The sequence below is a fragment of the Pseudomonas lini genome (assembly GCF_001042905.1).
GTDB classification, from domain to species: Bacteria; Pseudomonadota; Gammaproteobacteria; order Pseudomonadales; family Pseudomonadaceae; genus Aquipseudomonas; species Aquipseudomonas lini.
Map to the genome: position 1 here is coordinate 325,781 of NZ_JYLB01000005.1, position 17,738 is coordinate 343,518.

Genomic DNA, 17,738 nt, shown 5'->3' on the forward strand with positions numbered 1-17,738 from the left:
AGTAGGCAATCTATGGCACTGATCTGGAGTCGGAAATGATGTTTATCAAGCGCGGCGATAACCTTCCTTGGTTAGAGAGACACCTTACGAGTGCTGGTGTCTCCGACTGATTGAATTCAGCGTTGTTCAGCCTCACGACGAACAACTGATCTCCAGATGCTTGCCCCACTCCGGTGGCCGCTCGGCGTAGCTCTCCATCCCCGGCTGTTCCTCGAACGGATTGCTCAGTACCGCGTGCAAACGACGAACTTCTGCATAGTCGCCACTTTCCGCTGCATCGATGGCTTTCTGCGCCAGATAGTTACGCAGGATGTACAGCGGGTTGACCGCATGCATTCGTTTGCGGCGCTGTTCCTGGTCAACCACGCCTTCACGGGCAACCCGGGCGATGTAGAGCTCGCCCCATGCATCGAAGCCCTTGATGTCGACGAAGTCATCGCGCAAACGGGCGACGGCCAGTTCGGGTGACTCATCGCCGAGGCGGCGGAAGAACAGGCTGTAGTCGACGCCGCTGTTCTGCATCAGTTGCAGCAGGTGCTCCAGCAGTTTCTGGTCGTCGTCTTCGGCAGTGGTGAGGCCGAGGCGGCGGCGCATCAGGTCCAGGTAGTGGGCCTGGAACAGCGGCAGGTACAGGCCGAGGGTTTCGCGCAGGGCTTCGACGCTGATGAACGGCGTCAGGGCCTGGGCGAGGGCGCTGAGGTTCCACTGGCCGATTGGCACCTGATTGCTGAAGGAGTAGCGGCCTTGGTCATCGGAGTGGTTGCAGATGAAGTGGGCGTCGAAGTCGTCGAGGAAGGCGAACGGGCCGAAGTCGAAGGTGATGCCCAGGATCGACATGTTGTCGGTGTTCATCACACCGTGGCAGAACCCATAAGCCTGCCATTTGGCGATCAACTCGGCATTGCGCTCGACGATTTCGCGGAACATCGCCAGGTACGGTTCCGGCTGTTCCAGGCAATGCGGGAAATGCATGGCCAGCACGTGCTCGCCGAGTTCTTTCTGTTGTTCGGGGCGCTTGGTGTAGTAGAAGAATTCGAAATGTCCGAAGCGCACATGGCTTGGCGAGAGGCGCAGGACCATGGCCGCGCGCTCCTGTTTCTCGCGCCAGACCGGCGTGTCGGAGCCGATCACGCACAGAGCGCGAGTGGTGGGGATGTTCAGGGCATGCAGGGCTTCGGAGGCGAGAAATTCGCGGATCGATGAACGCAGTACCGCCCGTCCATCGCCCATGCGTGAGTAAGGCGTCTGACCGGCGCCCTTGAGGTGCAGGTCCCAATGCTCGCCGGCTTCGTTATAGACCTCGCCCAGTAACAGGCCGCGACCGTCGCCCAACTGCGGGTTGTAAGAACCGAACTGATGCCCGGAATAGACCATCGCCCGCGGCTCGGCCTCGGCCCAGAGCTTGTGGCCACCGAACAGCTCGGCGAACACCGGTTTCTCGGCCTCCGTCGGGTCCAGGTCCAGCAGCGCCATGGCGGCGGGGCTGGCGACCACCAGTCGCGGAGCGGCGATGGGCTCGGGCAGCACATGGGTTGAGAACGCGTCGCCCAGGCGGGCGAAGCGATTGTCGAAGGTCAGTTCGTCGAGGGCTTTCAACGGCCATCTCCAGCAGAATGTCCGAGCATTCTGCTAGGGATAGAGCGGTTAGTCGAGTTCGACAGGCGGCGGCTCTCGCCGCGGATTGCCGTCGGGCAGCGGCACGATGGTTTTGGTTTCCGGCTCAACCGGCACCATCTTGTACTCCTGGCCGTGAAGGTTCTTGAGGTAGACCTCCATCTGTCGGAACGAGATGTTGATCTTCTGCTTCTTGAACTCGCGATTGATGAAGCGGTTGACCTCGTCGAGTACCGGGTTACGGTCGCCGAGGTCGCGCACATGCATGCGCAATTCGTGGTCGAGGGTGCTTTCGCCGAAGTTCAGGAAGTACACGTGGGGTTCCGGGTCCTTCAGCACACGCGGGTTATCCCGGGCAGCTTTGAGCAGCAGCTCTTTCACCAGGTCCAGGTCCGAGCCGTAGTCGACGCCGAGCTTGAGGGTCACCCGGGTGATGGTGTCGGTCAGGGACCAGTTGATCAGTTGCCCGGTGATGAACGTCTTGTTCGGGACAATGATGTCCTTGCGGTCGAAGTCGGTGATGGTCGTGGCGCGGATGCGGATCTTGCTCACCGTGCCTGACAGGTTGCCGATGGTGATGGTGTCGCCGATCCGCACCGGGCGTTCGAACAGGATCATGATGCCGGAGATGAAGTTGGCGAAAATCTCCTGCATCCCGAAACCGAGACCGACCGACAGCGCGGCCACCAGCCATTGCAACTTGTCCCAGCTCACGCCGAGCGTGGACAGTGTCGAGACGAAACCGATGCCGGCGATCACATAGGACAGCAGCGTGGTCGTGGCGTAGGCACTGCCCTGCGCCAGGTTCAGCTTCGACAGCACAAACACTTCCAGTAAGCCCGGCAGGTTGCGCGCCAGCGCAAAGGTGATGCCGATGATAATCAACGCGCCGAGCATGTCGCCGATGCTGATCGGCACCATGCTCATGTTGGCGCCGGTGCCGCTGGTGTATTCGTAGAGGGTGATGTTGTCCAGGTACGAGAACACTGAAATCAGGTCCGACCAGACCCAATACAGCGCCGCGATGAAACCGCCGAGCAGGGCCAGGCGGATCAGTCGCAGGGACTGCTCGTTGACCTTCTCGATGTCCAGGGTCGGCTCTTCGATCACCGCTTCGCCATCGCCTGCTTCTTTGGCTGCCTGGCGTTTGGCAAGCGCGCGTTGATAGGCCAGGCGCCGTGCCGCAACACTGAGGCCGCGCACGAAGGTCGCTTCGATCACCAGCCAGAACATCAGCAGGTAAAGCGTGTTGATCAATCGGTCGCTGAGTTTCAGCGCGGTGTAGTAGTAGCCAAAGCACACGGCGACGAACAACGCGATCGGCAGGGCGGTGAACAGAACCCCCACGGCCTTGCGGAACAGTGAAGCGTTCTGGTGAGTCGGGCTGCTAACCAGCAGGCGGCTGAGTAGCCAGGCCATCAAGGCGTAGCAGGTCAGCACCACCGGCATGCCGAGCACGTCATCGGCCAGTATCGCTGGTTGCAACTCGGCGACCGCTACCACCGCCACCAAAGCCATCACTACCAGGCCGAGTCTGCGTATCCAGCCTTGAAGGAATTCGACCTGAGGTTTTTCCCAGCGGAAATGCAATTCGGCCACGCCGCCCGGCGCGAGGATGCGGTAGGCGGTGTAGAACACCAGCCAGGCTTGGGCCATTTGCAGCAGCGCCGCGCCCATATTGGCGTTCTGCCCGCGGGCGTCGATTTGCAACGCCAGGCCGCACAAGGCCAAACCCAGGGCGACGGGCATCGCCAGCAGGATGTTGATCAGAATCGCTTGCGGTGTGTGCCACTGGCTGTCGCGCTTGAAGTGGCCGATGTCCAGGTGAACTTTATTCAGGCGGGCATAGAGATTTTTACGGCGCCACAGCAGCGCTCCGATCAGAAAGGCCAGCGGCAGAAACAGCAGCGGCCGCTGCGTCAGGCCATCGGTCAGTTCGCTCAGGCTTGAGGCCCAAGGCAGGGTGGTGACCTGACGCTCCAGGCGTTCCGGCACGCCGCGCATCCACTCAAGATCCAGCGGCTTGTTGCTGGGAATCCAGAACATTTGCTCGTCCAGCGTAGCCCTCAGGCTTTGCGCGGTGCTGAGCAGTTGCTTCTGGTTGAGTTGCAGCGTGATGGATTCGTTGAGCACCGCGCTCAGTTCGCGATTCAAACGCTCCAGCAGGTCTGCGCGGGTGGTGGCCAGTTCCAGCAGGCTCTTGCGTAGTTGCGGGGTGACTTGCTCGGGCGGTTGAGTCGCCAGCAGGTTATCGACATAGGTTGTCGGGTTGCTGAGCAGTTCCCGTTGCTGGCTGACTTCGAACTGATACAGGCGAATGTCGGCGATCTGGTCGGCCAGATCGCGGTCGAGCTGGAGGCGCGGCAGGGCCTGTTTCTGTTTGTAGAGAATCTTGGAGAGCAACAGACTGCCCTTGAGCACGTTGATCTGTTCGTCCAGCGCCGAATCGCTCTGGGTCACACTGTCCAGTTGCTGTTTGGTCTGCAGGTTCTGTTGGGTGACTTCGTTGAGACGGTCGGTGCTTTTAAGCAGGTAGTCGGAGAGCTTCAGGTTGGCCGCGCTTTCGGTGGCCAGCAGGGTGCTGCCGCCAGCCTTCTGCGCTTCGATGGACTGCTGGGTCACCGTTTCTTGCGACTGGGCCAGGCGTTTTTGGTTGATCAGGTTTTGCAGCTCCTGGATTTCCCGCTCCAGGCGATCGGATTTTTCCGACAGTAGATCATGCTGGCTGTTGCCCAGATCCTGCAGCTGACTGTTGCCGGCCAGTTCCTGTCGACGCAACGGGATCAGCGCATTCAATGCCGCGAGCTCTGCGTTGAGCTGGTCGCGCTGTTCAGCGCTCAACGTCTTGCCGTTGTCTTTGCCGATTTTAAGAATGTTATTGATTTGTTGAATGCGCGTCTGGCTGGCGGAAATTTCCGCTTGCGCACGCTCGGGACGAGTCTGGGCGGTAATCACCAGACTGTTGGCCTCGGCCAGTGCTTTCTGCAGATCGCTTTGCTGCGTCGAGCGTTCGGTCAAAAGCTGCTCAAGCTGCTGAATGGACTCTTTGGTATAGCGCTGCGCCACCGGCACCACATTGGTGGCCTTGAGGCGGGCCAATTCGCGCTGGTTCTCGATGTTCTGCTTCGGTGCGCTAGCGAGCTGCTGCTTGAGATCAGCCAGTTTTTGCTCGTAATCACGCTTGTTGGTGAGTTGCGTCAACGTGCTTTGCAAAATGCTCTGCAGGGCTTTCTGATCGGCTTCCGGCAGTTTGCGGTCGGCGATCTTGTTCAGGCTCGCCTGCACGGCTTCGCTGGACGGCGGTTCGGCGGCTTGCAGCGTGCTGATGGAAAGACTCAAGCCCAGCAGGGCCATGATGATAAAAGTGCGCAGGGTTGACATAGAGACCGATCGAAAACGAGGCGAAGAATGGAGTTTAGAGGAAGAGTCCCGGTCCGGGGCGACTTCCTTCGGGGAATCTGACGCCTACCTTACCAATCTTGTTCCCTTCCATGACAGCAACGGTCCAAAGGGTGTTGTTCCATTCCACCTGGTCACCCACTACGGGTGCACCGCCCACTTTCTGGGCAATGAAGTGGCCCAGGGACATGTTCGGATCGATGCCTTCGACTTTCAACCCGTACAGGGCAGCAACCGCGCCCAGCTGGGCGTCTCCTTCGAGTACGAAGTCGCCGAAGAAGCGCAAATCCAGCCCTCGTTGCGGGGCCTGACTGAAGAGTTTTCCGAGGGCCGGAAGGTTATGTTCATGGCCGATTACGCAGAGCAAATCATCGACTTCAAGCACCGTACTACCCGACGGATGGAGCAGTTGTTGGCCACGAAACAGGGCCGCGATACGGGTGCCTTCGGGCATTTTCAGCTCGCGAAGAGGGGATCCAATGCACCATTTCTCGGCACCGAGGCGATACACGAACAGCTCCCACTCGCTGGTGACATGCACTTCCAGCGCCGATCGGGAAATCGGCAAGGGCTCTGGTGGGACGGTCACTTTCAAAAGCTTGGCAACCCAAGGCAGGCTTGTGCCTTGCACCAGCAGCGACACCAGCACGATAAAGAACGCCAGATTGAAGTAGAGCTGAGCATTGGGAAGCCCGGCCATCAGCGGGAACACCGCCAGAATGATCGGTACGGCGCCGCGCAGGCCAACCCAGGAAATGAAGGCCTTTTCGCGGCCATGGAACGCCTTGAACGGCAACAGGCCGACCAGCACTGATAGCGGGCGAGCAAACAGAATCATCCACAGCGCCAGGCCCAGCGCCGGCAAAGCAATCGGCAACAGGTCATGGGGCGTAACCAACAGCCCCAGCACCAGGAACATGCCGATCTGGGCCAGCCAGGCCATGCCGTCGAGCATATGCAGAATGCCATGGCGACTGCGGACCGGGCGGTTGCCGATCACCAGGCCGCACAGATACACCGCCAAAAAGCCACTGCCGTGCAGGGCGTTGGTCAGGGCAAACAAGACCAACCCGCCAGCAATCATCAGAATCGGATAAAGGCCGGTGGCCAGGTTGATACGGTTGACCAGTTGCAGCAGTAGCCAACCACCGCTGAGGCCGATCACACCACCGATGCCGAACTCGCGCACCAAATGCACCAGCAGATTCCAGTGCAGGCCGGTTTCGCCGCTGGCGAGCATGTCGATCAGGGTCACGGTGAGGAACACCGCCATCGGGTCGTTGCTGCCGGATTCGATCTCAAGGGTCGCGCTCACCCGTTCGTTCAGGCCCTTGCCGCCCAGCAGCGAGAACACGGCCGCGGCGTCGGTGGAGCCAACGATGGCGCCGATCAACAGGCCCTGGATCATGTTCAAGTCGAACAACCACGCCGCCGCCATCCCGGTCAGCCCGGTAGTGATCAACACCCCCACCGTGGCCAGCGATAGCGCCGGCCATAACGCCACGCGGAAACTCGCCACCCGGGTGCGCAAGCCGCCGTCGAGCAGGATCACTGCCAGGGCGAGGTTGCCGACCAGATAAGCCGTTGGGTAGTTATCGAAAATAATGCCGGCGCCGTCGACACCGGCCGCCATGCCCACCGCGAGGATGATCACCAGAATCGGGATACCGAGGCGCGATGAAAGTGAGCTCACCAGTATGCTCGCACCTACCAGCAACGCGCCGATCAAGAACAGGCTGTTGATGGTCGTCGCATTCAAAGGCAGTACTCCAGAAAGCTAAAGGCGGGCACAAACTGACCATGCAGTCTGCGTGCCAGCGATTCTAACCTGTTGAAATGTGATGCTGTCAAAAAGCTTTTTCAGATCAAAAGATCGCAGCCTCGTTTCACTCGACAGCTCCTACAAAGGATCTGCGTAAACCTGTAGGAGCTGTCGAGTGAAACGAGGCTGCGATCTTTTCGGCAGTGATGCGATCTTCGGTTACAGGCTAAACCGCCCAACCATGTTGTTCAGGTCCAGCGCCAGGCGCGACAGCTCGTTGCTGGCCGCGCTCGTCTGGTTGGCACCGGTAGCCGATTGCACCGACAGGTCACGAATGTTCACCAGATTGCGGTCCACTTCACGGGCAACCTGTGCCTGCTCTTCGGCCGCACTGGCGATCACCAGGTTGCGCTCGTTGATTTCGACGATGGCGCTATTAATAGTGTCCAGCGACATGCCTGCACCACGGGCGATATTCAAGGTCGATTCGGCGCGCTCGGTGCTGTTGCGCATCGAATCCACCGCGTGTTCGGTGCCGCTCTGGATGCTGCCGATCATCCGCTCGATTTCGCTGGTCGACTGCTGGGTACGATGGGCCAGGGCACGTACTTCGTCGGCGACCACCGCGAAACCACGACCGGCTTCACCGGCACGGGCTGCTTCGATGGCGGCGTTCAATGCCAACAGGTTGGTCTGGTCGGCCAGGCCACGAATCACGTCCAGCACTTTGCCGATGTCTCGCGATTCGTTGGCCAGATCACCGATCAGGGTGGCGGTGCTCTGCACATCGGCGCTCATGCGCTCGATGGCACTGACGGTTTCCTGCACCAGGTCACGACCGTCACCCGCCGACGTGGTGGCGTTTTTCGAGGCTTCGGAGGTGCTCACGGCGTTGCGGGCGACTTCCTCCACGGCGCTGGTCATTTCATTGACCGCCGTGGCGGCTTGTTCGATTTCGTTGTTCTGTTGAGTCAGGCCGCGAGCGCTTTCGTCGGTGACGCTGTTGAGCTCTTCCGCGGCGGAGGCCAGTTGCGTGGCCGAACCGGAAATCCGTTGCAGGGTGTCGCGCAGTTTGTCCTGCATCTTCGCCATCGCGGCCAGCAGGCGACCGGCTTCGTCTTCACCATCGACCATGATCGGGCGTGTCAGGTTGCCTTCAGCAATTTCTTCGGCGGCGCTCAGGGCGTTGGCAATTGGCTTGGTGATGCTATTAGTCAGCAGCCAGGCGAACAGCAGAGTCAGGCCGGTGGCGATGACCAGCAGGGTCACCGTCAGGTTGAAGGCTGATGAGTACTCCTCGGCAGCTTGCTGGTTGGTGTCGAGGGTCTGCTGAGTGTTGATTTCCAGCAAACGGTTCAGCACGACGTTGATCGCTTCAGAGTTAGTCAGCAAATCGGTATTGAGCAGCGTGCGCAGTTCGTCGACCTGATTGTTGCGTGACAGGCTCTTCATCCGGTCTTCGATCTGGCGATACTGCCCCAGCAACTGCACATACTGATCATAGGCCGCACGTTCCTGCGGGCTGGCGATCAGTTTTTCGTAGACGGTTTGAGCTGCTCGGATCTGTTGGTTACGGGTTTCCAGCAGGTCCATGGTTTTCTGCTGGACGTCCGGCTCGCGGTTCACCAACAGACGGTAAGACAGGACGCGCAGGCGCAGGGTTAGCTGAGTGAACTCGTCGAGGCTTTTAATGCTCGGTACGCTATTCGAGGTGATTTCCTCCGCAGCGCCGCGAATCTTGCTCATCTGATTCAGCGCGAACACCCCCAGAACCAGCATCAAGCTGCCAATCAAGGCAAAACCGAGGAACGCCCGCGGTGCGATATTCATATTTCGTAAAGACATGGTGTTCACCGAAAAAAGCGCATCCGTGCGGGGCTGAGACTGCTGTATGCATGACTTATCGGTCATACGACTAAAGTCTTGAGGCGCTGCGCGCTTTTGTCGCAGAAGGGCCGCGGCGACGAAGTGCAGGAACCAGAACCGCCAATCACAGTCTTTAAAACTCGCGAGGAAGGTCGCCCGCCAGGAAAATCAAGGCCTTGCGCCTGCATAACCCTGGCATCTGTGGTGACTTTTCTTTATCGTACGCGCCCTTTGAAAATGCCCGGAAAATCAAAATGTTGGAAGCATCCCTAAGCCAATTGGAACAACTGGTCAGCGACCTGGTGCAGCAGAATCAGACCCTGCTGGGCACCAATCAATCCCTGAGTGCAGAACTGGCCCAGGTCAAGGATGAAAACGAAAGCCTGCAACTGAGCCTGATGGAACAGGAAGAGAAACAAGGCGCCACCGCCGCACGTATTCAGGCCTTGGTTGAGCGCGTCAACGCCGGCCCTGTCAGCGCATGAGTTACGGCGCCGCAGGGGTAAAAGTCGTCTCGATTCTGGGGGAGGACTATTCGATCAAGGCGCCGGCCGGGGAAGAGCAGACCCTGCTGGACGCCGCATTAATGTTGAAGGCCGCCCTGGCCGAGACCAAAAAGAAATACCCGACGCTGATCGGTGACCGCTTGCTCGTGCTGGCGGCGATGAATCTGTGCTCGCAGCAGATCGAAATGCAAAAGCGCCATCAGGAGGAACTCAACCGTTACCAAGAGCAAGTCAGCGCCACGGTTGAAGTGATCGCCAAGACAATCAATCAAGCCTGATCAGCTTTGCGCACAACCAAAGAATAAATTGTCGCTTGAGTTGTATACAATCGGCACGGCTGTTGCAGTGTTTCAGCCTCTTATTCTTTGGGGGTGCTCCATGCAGTTCTGGCGACGCAGTATTCAATGGCAGTTGATCCTGAGCATGGGCACCGCCCTGCTGGTCAGTATTCTGATCGTGGTTGGCGTTTATACCCTCGTGGTCAATCGCCTTGCCCAGCGCTATCTGGTCGAACAAGCGCTGCCGTCGAGCATCGAAGCGATGCGCAACGATATAGAACGAATCCTCGTTCAACCCCTCACCGCCGCCAAGGACATCGCCAGTAACAGCATGGTGCGTGACTGGTTGGCCGCAGGTGAAAACAGTGCCCAGACCGCTGGCTTCGTCAACTATCTGGAAGGCATCCGCGCCGAGCACAAAGCCTTTACCGCGATTATTATTGGCACCGCGTCCAACCATTACTTCACTGAAAAAGGCCTGGACCGGACCCTCAGTCGCTCCAATCCAAAGGACGCCTGGTTCTATGCTTTCCTCGACAGCAACCAGCCGCGCACCCTCAATATCGACAATGACACCGCCACCGGCGAATTGGCGCTGTTCATCGACTTCAAGGTCGAGCAGGCCGGCAAAGTCGTGGGCGTCGCTGGCCTCGGGCTGAGCATGAAAGAGCTGTCGGAGCTGATCCACAATTTCAACTTCGGTGAGCGCGGCAAGGTCTATCTCGTGCGTTCCGACGGTTTGATCCAGGTTCATCCCGAGGCGCAATTCAGCGGCAAACGCACGCTGGTCGAACAGGTCGGCGCCCCGGCGGCGCAAGCGGTCATGGGGCCGCTCTCTACCTCCATCGCGTCCGCCACCAGCAGTTTTGTCCGCGATGGCGAAGATTTTCTGGCGTTGAGCCTCCCGCTGCGGGATCTGGGCTGGACCCTGGTGGCCGAAGTGCCGCAGTCGCAAATCTATGCCGAAGCCCGTCGCGCGATGTGGATGAGCAGCGGCATTGGCCTGGCGGTTGCGTTGGTTTGCCTGTTGCTGGTGGTGTTGCTGGCCCGTGGATTGGTGCGACCGATTCGTCAGGTAACAGCGGCGCTGGTAGCCATCGGTAGCGGTGGTGGAGATTTGACCCACAGGTTAGATTCCAGCCGCGCCGATGAGCTGGGTGACCTCGCTCGCGGCTTCAATCGGTTCCTGGAAAGTCAGCGCGACATGATCGGCGAAGTCCTGGCCACCAGTGAGCGTTTGCGCACGGCGGTCGGCCAAGTGGCGCGGGTGGTGGACAACACGGCCGAACGCTCAGGCCGTCAGCAGGAAATGACCGACATGGTCGCCACCGCCGTCCACGAGATGGGCCTGACCGTGCAGGAAATCGCTCAGAACGCCGGCAACGCGGCCGTCGCTTCGCAAACCGCGCGGGATGAAGCACTGCAGGCGCGGGAGGTGGTGGGCGGGTCGATTCGGCATATTGAGAGCATGTCCGACGAGATTGGCATCGCCGCCGGTGCGGTGGGCGAGTTGGCCCATCAGGTGGCATCCATCGATCAGGTGTTGGCGGTGATTCGCGGCATTTCCGAGCAGACCAATTTGCTCGCGCTCAACGCGGCCATCGAAGCGGCGCGGGCCGGGGACATGGGGCGCGGGTTTGCGGTGGTGGCTGATGAAGTGCGGACCCTGGCGCGACGAACTCAATCGTCCACCGACGAGATCCAGCAGATGATCGGCAGCCTCAAGCAGGGCGCGGAGAATGCGGTGTTTTCCATGCACGCCGGGCAAGCGGCGACTGGCACGGGTGTTGAGTCGAGTCAGCGCACCGGGGCGTCGCTGACGGCGATTACCGGGCAGGTCGAGCGCATCAGCGACATGAACCATCAGGTGGCCACGGCGACGGAAGAGCAGTCGGCGGTGACGGAAGAGATTAACCGGAACGTGCAGGGGATTTCCGACCTGGCGCGAGCGACGGCGGGGGAGGTCAGGGCTTGTCGGGAAGACTGTCAGATGCTGCAACGGTTGGCGGATGATTTGGCGCGGCAAATGGGTGGGTTTCGGTTGAGCTGACATCGCGTTGATTGTATCGACGCCATCGCGGGCAAGCCCGCTCCCACAGGATTTGGGTGTTGAACACATTATCTGTGAACAACAGAGATCCCTGTGGGAGCGGGCTTGCCCGCGATTGGATTTCAGCTACACCACAGAGTTCTAATCAGAACCACTCATCCTGCATGCCCAGACACACATCATCCCGCGCCTCAAGAATCGCCAGTTCATGGTGACAACCCGGCACTTCCCACGTCAGGAAATACCGCGCTGCCTGCAGCTTGCCTCTATAGAAGCTCACATCCGCCGCGTTCCCTTTGCCCAACCCTTCCTCCGCACGAATCGCCTGTTCCAGCCAGCGCCACCCGATCACCGTATGCCCGAACACTTTCAGATACAGCGCCGAGTTCGCCAGGCTGCTGTTGACCTTGCCCTGAGCCAGGTCGGTCAGCAGCCCGATGGTCACGGTTTGCAGGCGCGCCACCAGTTTCTCCAGCGGTTCACGCAGCGGCGTCAATGATTCATATGCCTGCGCCCGCCCGGCGGTGTCGGCGATCAGACGGATCAATTGCTTGAGCCCCGCGCCTCCGTTCTGCGCCAGTTTGCGCCCCAGCAAGTCCAGCGACTGAATGCCGTGAGTCCCTTCGTGAATCGGGTTCAGGCGGTTGTCGCGGTAGTACTGCTCCACCGGGTACTCACGGGTATAACCGTGGCCACCGAGAATCTGGATCGCCAGTTCGTTGGCCTTCAGGCAAAACTCCGACGGCCAGGATTTGACGATCGGCGTCAGCAAATCCAGCAGCTCATGGGCCTGTTTACGCTCGGCTTCGTTCTCAAGGGTCGTGGTGTCGTCGAACAGTCGCGCCGCGTACAAACCGAGGTCGAACGCGCCTTCTACATAAGCCTTCTGGGTCAGCAGCATGCGTTTGACGTCGGCATGCTGAATGATCGCCACCGGTGCGGTGCTCGGATCCTTGCTATCCGGCACTCGACCTTGCGGCCGCTCGCGGGCGTATTCCAGGGAATACAGGTAACCGGCATAACCCAGCATCACCGCGCCCATGCCGACGCCGATTCGCGCCTCGTTCATCATCTGGAACATGTAGCTCAAACCGTGGTGCGGCTTGCCCACCAGATAGCCGACACACTCGCCGTTGTCGCCGAAATTCAGCGCGGTGGACGTGGTGCCGCGCCAGCCCATCTTGTGGAACAACCCGGCCAGCAATACGTCGTTGCGCTTGCCGAGACTGCCGTCATCATTGACCAGAAACTTGGGCACGATAAACAGCGAGATGCCCTTCACCCCGGCCGGTGCGTCCGGCAGTTTGGCCAGCACCATGTGCACGATGTTTTCCGACAGCGGGTGATCGCCGCCTGAGATGAAAATCTTGTTGCCCTTGAGTCGATAGGTGCCGTCGGACGCAGGCTCCGCGCGTGTACGAATATCCGACAGCGACGAGCCGGCATGCGGCTCGGTGAGGGCCATGGTGCCAAAGAAGCGGCCGTCGATCATCGGTTGCAGGAAGCGCTGCTTCTGCTCATCGGTGCCGAAGCTTTCAATCAGGTTCGCTGCGCCCATGGTCAGGAACGGGTAAGAGGTCGACGCCGCGTTGGCCGACTGAAAGTGCGCAAAGCAAGCTTGCGACAGCAGCGTAGGAAGTTGCATGCCGCCGGCATCGAAACTGCGCGCGGCGTTGAGGAAACCGGCTTCGAGGAAGGCATCCACCGCCGGTTTCACTTCCGGAATCAGAATCGCCTGACCGTCCTCATAGCGCGGTTCGTTCTCGTCGCCCTTGCGGTTGTGCGGGGCGAAGAACTTCTCGGCGATGCTGCGGGCGGTGCCGATAGCCGCATCGAAGGTCTCGCGATTGTGCTCGGCGAACCGCTCACGCTGGGTCAGGCCCTCGGCATCAAGGACTTCATACAGCTCGAAAGCCAAATTGCGGGAACTGAGCAACGTCTCGGACATGGCGGCCTACCTTTTGTTGGAATGGACCGAGTCTAGGCGTGGGGAGGGCGGGGTGAACAGGATGATTGATCTTGGTGATGGAGAAGCAAAAGATCGCAGCCTTCGGCAGCTCCTACAGAGAAACACGATCCCCTGTAGGAGCTGCCGAAGGCTGCGATCTTTTGATCTTGCTTCTAAAACACCGGACACCCATTGCAGGTGCCCGGTCTTATTGCGGTTTAACCGATCGTCATCAAACTGGCATTACCCCCCGCCGCCGCGGTATTCACGCTCAACGCCCGCTCGATCACCAAACGCTCCAGCGCAATGTTGGTCTCTCCCTGCGACAAACCATGAACCCCGACAATCGCGCCGGCACGCTTGGCTACTTGCTGGCAGACCGCACGCAACTGGTCGGAATGGCCATGATGCAGAACCGCATCAATCACCACCTCATCCTTGGTCCAGTCGGCAACTCGCTTGATCCGCGCCTGGATTTCTTTCGGCAGGCGTGCGAACAGTGCCTTGCCCGGTTCAGCGTCCGGCCATACCGCCGAGCCGCCCACGGCCAATACCGCAGCCAGTTGGGTCAGCAAATCGCCTTCGACTTCCGCCAGGCACAGCACGTGTTCGCGCGGCAGGATGGCGTAGCTGTTGCGCTCGCCGGTCGGGCCAGCCAGTACGCGAGTGATCCCGCTCTGCGATTGCGCCGCGAACTGTACGCACAGGGTGCTCAAGTCAGCGAACTTGTTGCTGTCGGCCCAGGCTTTCAGCGCGGTCAGCGGTTTGCTTATGGCATCACGCAGACGGACGTCCGGTGCGGCGATAGCGTCGCCGCGAGCGAAGGATTGTTCGATCGCATCGGTAGGACGTGTCGACAGCAAGCGGTACAGGTACAGCGGACCACCGGCTTTCGGGCCAGTGCCCGACAGGCCTTCGCCGCCGAACGGTTGCACGCCGACTACGGCGCCGACGATGTTGCGGTTCACATAGACGTTACCGGCGTTGACGTTGTCGATCACCTTGGCGATGGTCTCGTCGATGCGGGTGTGTACGCCCAGGGTCAGGCCATAGCCGGACGCGTTGATCTGGCCGATCAGTTGATCGATCTCTTTGCGCTTGTAGCGAACCACGTGCAGAACCGGACCGAAGATCTCCCGTTGCAGTTCGTCGAAGCTTTCCAGTTCGATCAGGGTCGGCATCACGAAGGTGCCGCGTTTGACTTCTTCGCTGTTGGCGATTGCCACCTGGTACACGTTGCGACCTTTGTCGCGCATGGCCTGGATGTGCTTCTCGATGCCGGCCTTGGCTTCGGCGTCGATCACCGGGCCGATGTCCACGGACAGGCGCTCTGGATTACCGAGACGGCATTCAGCCATGGCGCCCTTGAGCATTTCGATGACGCGGTCAGCAGAATCTTCCTGCAGGCACAACACTCGCAGTGCCGAGCAACGTTGGCCGGCGCTGTCGAAGGCCGACGACACCACGTCGATCACTACTTGTTCGGTCAGTGCCGAAGAGTCGACGATCATCGCGTTCTGGCCGCCGGTTTCGGCGATCAGCGGAATCGGACGACCCTGAGCATCCAGACGACCGGCGATGTTGCGTTGCAGCAAGCGAGCGACTTCGGTAGAACCGGTAAACATCACGCCTTTGACGCGATCGTCGCCGACCAGACCGGCGCCGACGGTTTCGCCACGGCCCGGCAGCAGTTGCAGCACGCCTTCCGGAATCCCGGCCTCGATCAGCAAGCGCACGGCTTGAGCGGCCACCAGCGGGGTTTGTTCCGCAGGTTTGGCCAGTACCGGGTTACCGGCGGCCAGGGCAGCAGCGACCTGACCACTGAAGATGGCCAGCGGGAAGTTCCACGGGCTGATGCAGACCACTGGACCCAATGGGCGGTGGGCATCGTTGGTGAAATCGTTGCGTGCCTGCACCGCGTAATAACGCAGGAAGTCCACGGCTTCACGCACTTCGGCGATGGCGTTGGCGAAGGTCTTGCCGGCTTCGCGAGCCAACAGGCCCATCAGTGGCTGGATCTCGCCTTCCATCAAATCGGCGGCACGTTCCAGAATCGCGGCGCGCTCGGCGGGCGGGGTGGCCTGCCAGATCGGTGCCGCTTTCAGGGCGCACTGAATGGCGTTGTCGACGTCTTCGACAGTGGCTTCCTGCACATGGCCAACCACGTCACGCAGATCGGACGGGTTCAGGACGGGCGCAGGGGGTTCAGTGCTGGACGCGCAACCGAGCATCGGCGCCGCTTTCCAGTTGTTGTGAGCGGTGGCCAGCAGGGCGCACGACAGGGAAGCCAAACGATGTTCGTTGGCCATGTCGATGCCGCTGGAGTTGGCGCGCTCGGCACCATAAAGATCACGCGGCAGCGGAATACGCGGGTGCGGCAGACCGAAGCCACCTTCCAGCGTCGCCATCTGCTCGATGCTGGCCACTGGATCGGCCACCAGCTCCTGAATCGAAATAGACTGGTCGGCGATGCGGTTGACGAACGAAGTGTTCGCGCCGTTTTCCAGCAGGCGACGCACCAGGTACGCCAACAATGTTTCGTGGGTGCCAACCGGTGCGTACACGCGGCACGGACGGTTCAGCTTGCCTTCGGAAACTTTGCCTACAACCTGTTCGTACAGCGGTTCACCCATGCCGTGCAGGCACTGGAACTCGTACTGACCGGGGTAATAGTTCTGACCAGCGATGTGGTAAATGGCTGACAAGGTGTGGGCGTTGTGCGTGGCGAACTGCGGATAAATGACTTCCGGCACCGACAGCAACTTGCGGGCGCAGGCGATGTAGGAAACGTCGGTGTACACCTTGCGGGTGTAGACCGGGTAGCCTTCCAGGCCTTCGACCTGGGCGCGCTTGATTTCGCTGTCCCAGTACGCGCCTTTCACCAGGCGGATCATCAGGCGATGACGGCTGCGGCGAGCCAGGTCGATCACGTAGTCGATCACGTACGGGCAACGCTTCTGGTACGCCTGGATCACGAAGCCGATGCCGTTCCAGCCGGTCAGTTGCGGCTCGAAGCACAGGCGCTCCAGCAGATCCAGCGACAGCTCGAGGCGGTCGGCTTCTTCGGCGTCGATGTTCAGGCCGATGTCGTATTGCTTGGCCAGCAGGGTCAGCGACAGCAGGCGCGGGTACAGCTCTTCCATCACGCGCTCGTACTGGGCACGGCTGTAACGCGGGTGCAAGGCGGACAGCTTGATCGAAATGCCCGGGCCTTCATAAATCCCACGTCCGTGGGAGGCTTTGCCGATTGAGTGGATGGCTTGTTCGTACGAGGCCAGGTACTTCTGGGCGTCGTGCTCGGTGAGTGCAGCTTCACCCAGCATGTCGTAGGAATAGCGGAAGCCCTTGGCTTCGAACTTGCTGGCGTTGGCCAGGGCTTCGGCGATGGTTTCGCCGGTGACGAACTGCTCGCCCATCAGGCGCATGGCCATGTCGACGCCCTTGCGGATCATCGGCTCGCCGCTCTTGCCGATGATGCGGCTCAGCGACGAAGTCAGGCCGGCTTCGTTGTGGGTGGCGACCAGTTTGCCGGTCAGCAGCAAGCCCCAAGTGGCAGCGTTGACGAACAGCGACGGGCTGTTGCCCAAGTGCGGCTGCCAGTTGCCGGTGCTGATTTTGTCGCGAATCAGTGCGTCACGAGTCCCTTTGTCCGGGATGCGCAGCAGCGCTTCGGCGAGGCACATCAGTGCTACGCCTTCCTGGGACGACAGAGAAAATTCCTGCAACAGACCCTGAACAATCCCGGCACGGCCGCCGGCGCTTTTTTGATTGCGCAGTTTCTCGGCAATCGAGGCGGCGAGCTTGTTGGTGGCTTCGGCCATCGTGGCCGGCAGGCGCGCCTGCTCGATCAGCATCGGCACCACTTCAGGTTCCGGGCGACGGTAGGCGGCAGTGATAGAAGCGCGCAGCACCGATTGCGGCAGGATGCTTTCAGCGAATTCCAGGAAGCACTGATGTGCGTGATCAACGTGGATCTCGCCCGCTTCGTCAACTTCCTTGCCGTTCAAACCGTTCAGCTCGGACAGGGTTGCACCACCCTCGAGTTTTTCCAGGTAATTGAAAATTGCCTGCTTGATCAGCCAGTGCGGCGTGCGATCAATCGAGGTCGCGGCGGCCTTGAGGCGTTCGCGGGTCGGGTCGTCAAGTTTGACCCCAAGGGTGGTGGTAGCCATATTTTTATCCTCATGTTTGCCACGACCGCGTGGCATCAGCTGGCGGCAAGATTAGCTGTGCGTCGGTCGAGGTGCAACCGGGTGCAACCCTTTTTTTGTCGGAATAATAAGCAGCTCGTCAGGAAATTAATTCTGGTACATCC

At 60.2% G+C, this 17,738-nt stretch carries 9 protein-coding genes and 2 pseudogenes; 4 read left to right on the forward strand and 7 right to left on the reverse strand.

What is annotated here, in order from left to right; all coding sequences use genetic code 11:
• Nucleotides 1–132: 132 nt before the first annotated feature.
• The 5 genes and pseudogenes from selO to TU81_RS31165 form a co-directional block, all read right to left on the reverse strand.
• Nucleotides 133–1,596: a protein adenylyltransferase SelO gene (selO, locus tag TU81_RS16915; protein WP_048396091.1), complete on the reverse strand. Its 1,464-nt coding sequence runs from the start codon at nucleotides 1,594–1,596 to the stop codon at nucleotides 133–135.
• Between the two features lie 48 nt (nucleotides 1,597–1,644).
• On the reverse strand, nucleotides 1,645–4,995 hold the full coding sequence (mscK, locus tag TU81_RS16920) for a mechanosensitive channel MscK (RefSeq protein WP_048396092.1): 3,351 nt from the start codon (nucleotides 4,993–4,995) through the stop codon (nucleotides 1,645–1,647).
• A gap of 34 nt (nucleotides 4,996–5,029) precedes the next feature.
• Nucleotides 5,030–6,772: a potassium/proton antiporter gene (locus TU81_RS16925; RefSeq protein ID WP_048396093.1), complete on the reverse strand. Its 1,743-nt coding sequence runs from the start codon at nucleotides 6,770–6,772 to the stop codon at nucleotides 5,030–5,032.
• A gap of 222 nt (nucleotides 6,773–6,994) precedes the next feature.
• Nucleotides 6,995–7,867: a methyl-accepting chemotaxis protein gene (locus TU81_RS31160; protein WP_390176098.1), complete on the reverse strand. Its 873-nt coding sequence runs from the start codon at nucleotides 7,865–7,867 to the stop codon at nucleotides 6,995–6,997.
• Nucleotides 7,850–8,686 (reverse strand): annotated as a pseudogene (locus tag TU81_RS31165) (MCP four helix bundle domain-containing protein); the annotation flags it as partial. The pseudogene TU81_RS31165 and the gene TU81_RS31160, both read right to left, overlap by 18 nt.
• A gap of 209 nt (nucleotides 8,687–8,895) precedes the next feature.
• Here TU81_RS31165 and TU81_RS16935 point away from each other — a divergent pair.
• From TU81_RS16935 to TU81_RS31175, 4 genes and pseudogenes are all read left to right on the forward strand, one after another.
• On the forward strand, nucleotides 8,896–9,126 hold the full coding sequence (locus TU81_RS16935; protein ID WP_048396095.1) for a hypothetical protein: 231 nt from the start codon (nucleotides 8,896–8,898) through the stop codon (nucleotides 9,124–9,126).
• On the forward strand, nucleotides 9,123–9,425 hold the full coding sequence (locus tag TU81_RS16940; protein ID WP_048396096.1) for a cell division protein ZapA: 303 nt from the start codon (nucleotides 9,123–9,125) through the stop codon (nucleotides 9,423–9,425). Before TU81_RS16935 ends, TU81_RS16940 begins: the two co-directional genes overlap by 4 nt.
• Nucleotides 9,426–9,570: 145 nt before the next feature.
• Nucleotides 9,571–10,608, forward strand: a pseudogene (locus TU81_RS31170) (HAMP domain-containing protein); the annotation flags it as partial.
• A gap of 135 nt (nucleotides 10,609–10,743) precedes the next feature.
• The gene (locus tag TU81_RS31175; protein ID WP_390176099.1) at nucleotides 10,744–11,475 is read left to right on the forward strand and encodes a methyl-accepting chemotaxis protein; all 732 of its coding nucleotides are present in this window, start codon (nucleotides 10,744–10,746) and stop codon (nucleotides 11,473–11,475) included.
• Nucleotides 11,476–11,620: 145 nt separating this feature from the next.
• Here TU81_RS31175 and TU81_RS16950 read toward each other — a convergent pair whose 3' ends face one another.
• On the reverse strand, nucleotides 11,621–13,423 hold the full coding sequence (locus TU81_RS16950; protein WP_048396098.1) for an acyl-CoA dehydrogenase: 1,803 nt from the start codon (nucleotides 13,421–13,423) through the stop codon (nucleotides 11,621–11,623).
• A gap of 218 nt (nucleotides 13,424–13,641) precedes the next feature.
• A complete protein-coding gene (gene putA / locus TU81_RS16955) occupies nucleotides 13,642–17,595 on the reverse strand; it encodes a trifunctional transcriptional regulator/proline dehydrogenase/L-glutamate gamma-semialdehyde dehydrogenase (RefSeq protein ID WP_038978646.1) in 3,954 nt (1,317 codons plus the stop codon).
• Nucleotides 17,596–17,738: the final 143 nt, after the last annotated feature.

Excerpts from the sequence above, each read along its gene's own strand:
- mscK (WP_048396092.1), bottom strand. The coding sequence starts at position 4,995 with ATGTCAACCCTGCGCACTTTTATCATCATGGCCCTGCTGGGCTTGAGT.
- TU81_RS31160 (WP_390176098.1), bottom strand. The coding sequence starts at position 7,867 with ATGGCGAAGATGCAGGACAAACTGCGCGACACCCTGCAACGGATTTCC.
- TU81_RS16935 (WP_048396095.1), top strand. The coding sequence starts at position 8,896 with ATGTTGGAAGCATCCCTAAGCCAATTGGAACAACTGGTCAGCGACCTG.
- TU81_RS16940 (WP_048396096.1), top strand. The coding sequence starts at position 9,123 with ATGAGTTACGGCGCCGCAGGGGTAAAAGTCGTCTCGATTCTGGGGGAG.
- TU81_RS31175 (WP_390176099.1), top strand. The coding sequence starts at position 10,744 with ATGGTCGCCACCGCCGTCCACGAGATGGGCCTGACCGTGCAGGAAATC.
- TU81_RS16950 (WP_048396098.1), bottom strand. The coding sequence starts at position 13,423 with ATGTCCGAGACGTTGCTCAGTTCCCGCAATTTGGCTTTCGAGCTGTAT.
- putA (WP_038978646.1), bottom strand. The coding sequence starts at position 17,595 with ATGGCTACCACCACCCTTGGGGTCAAACTTGACGACCCGACCCGCGAA.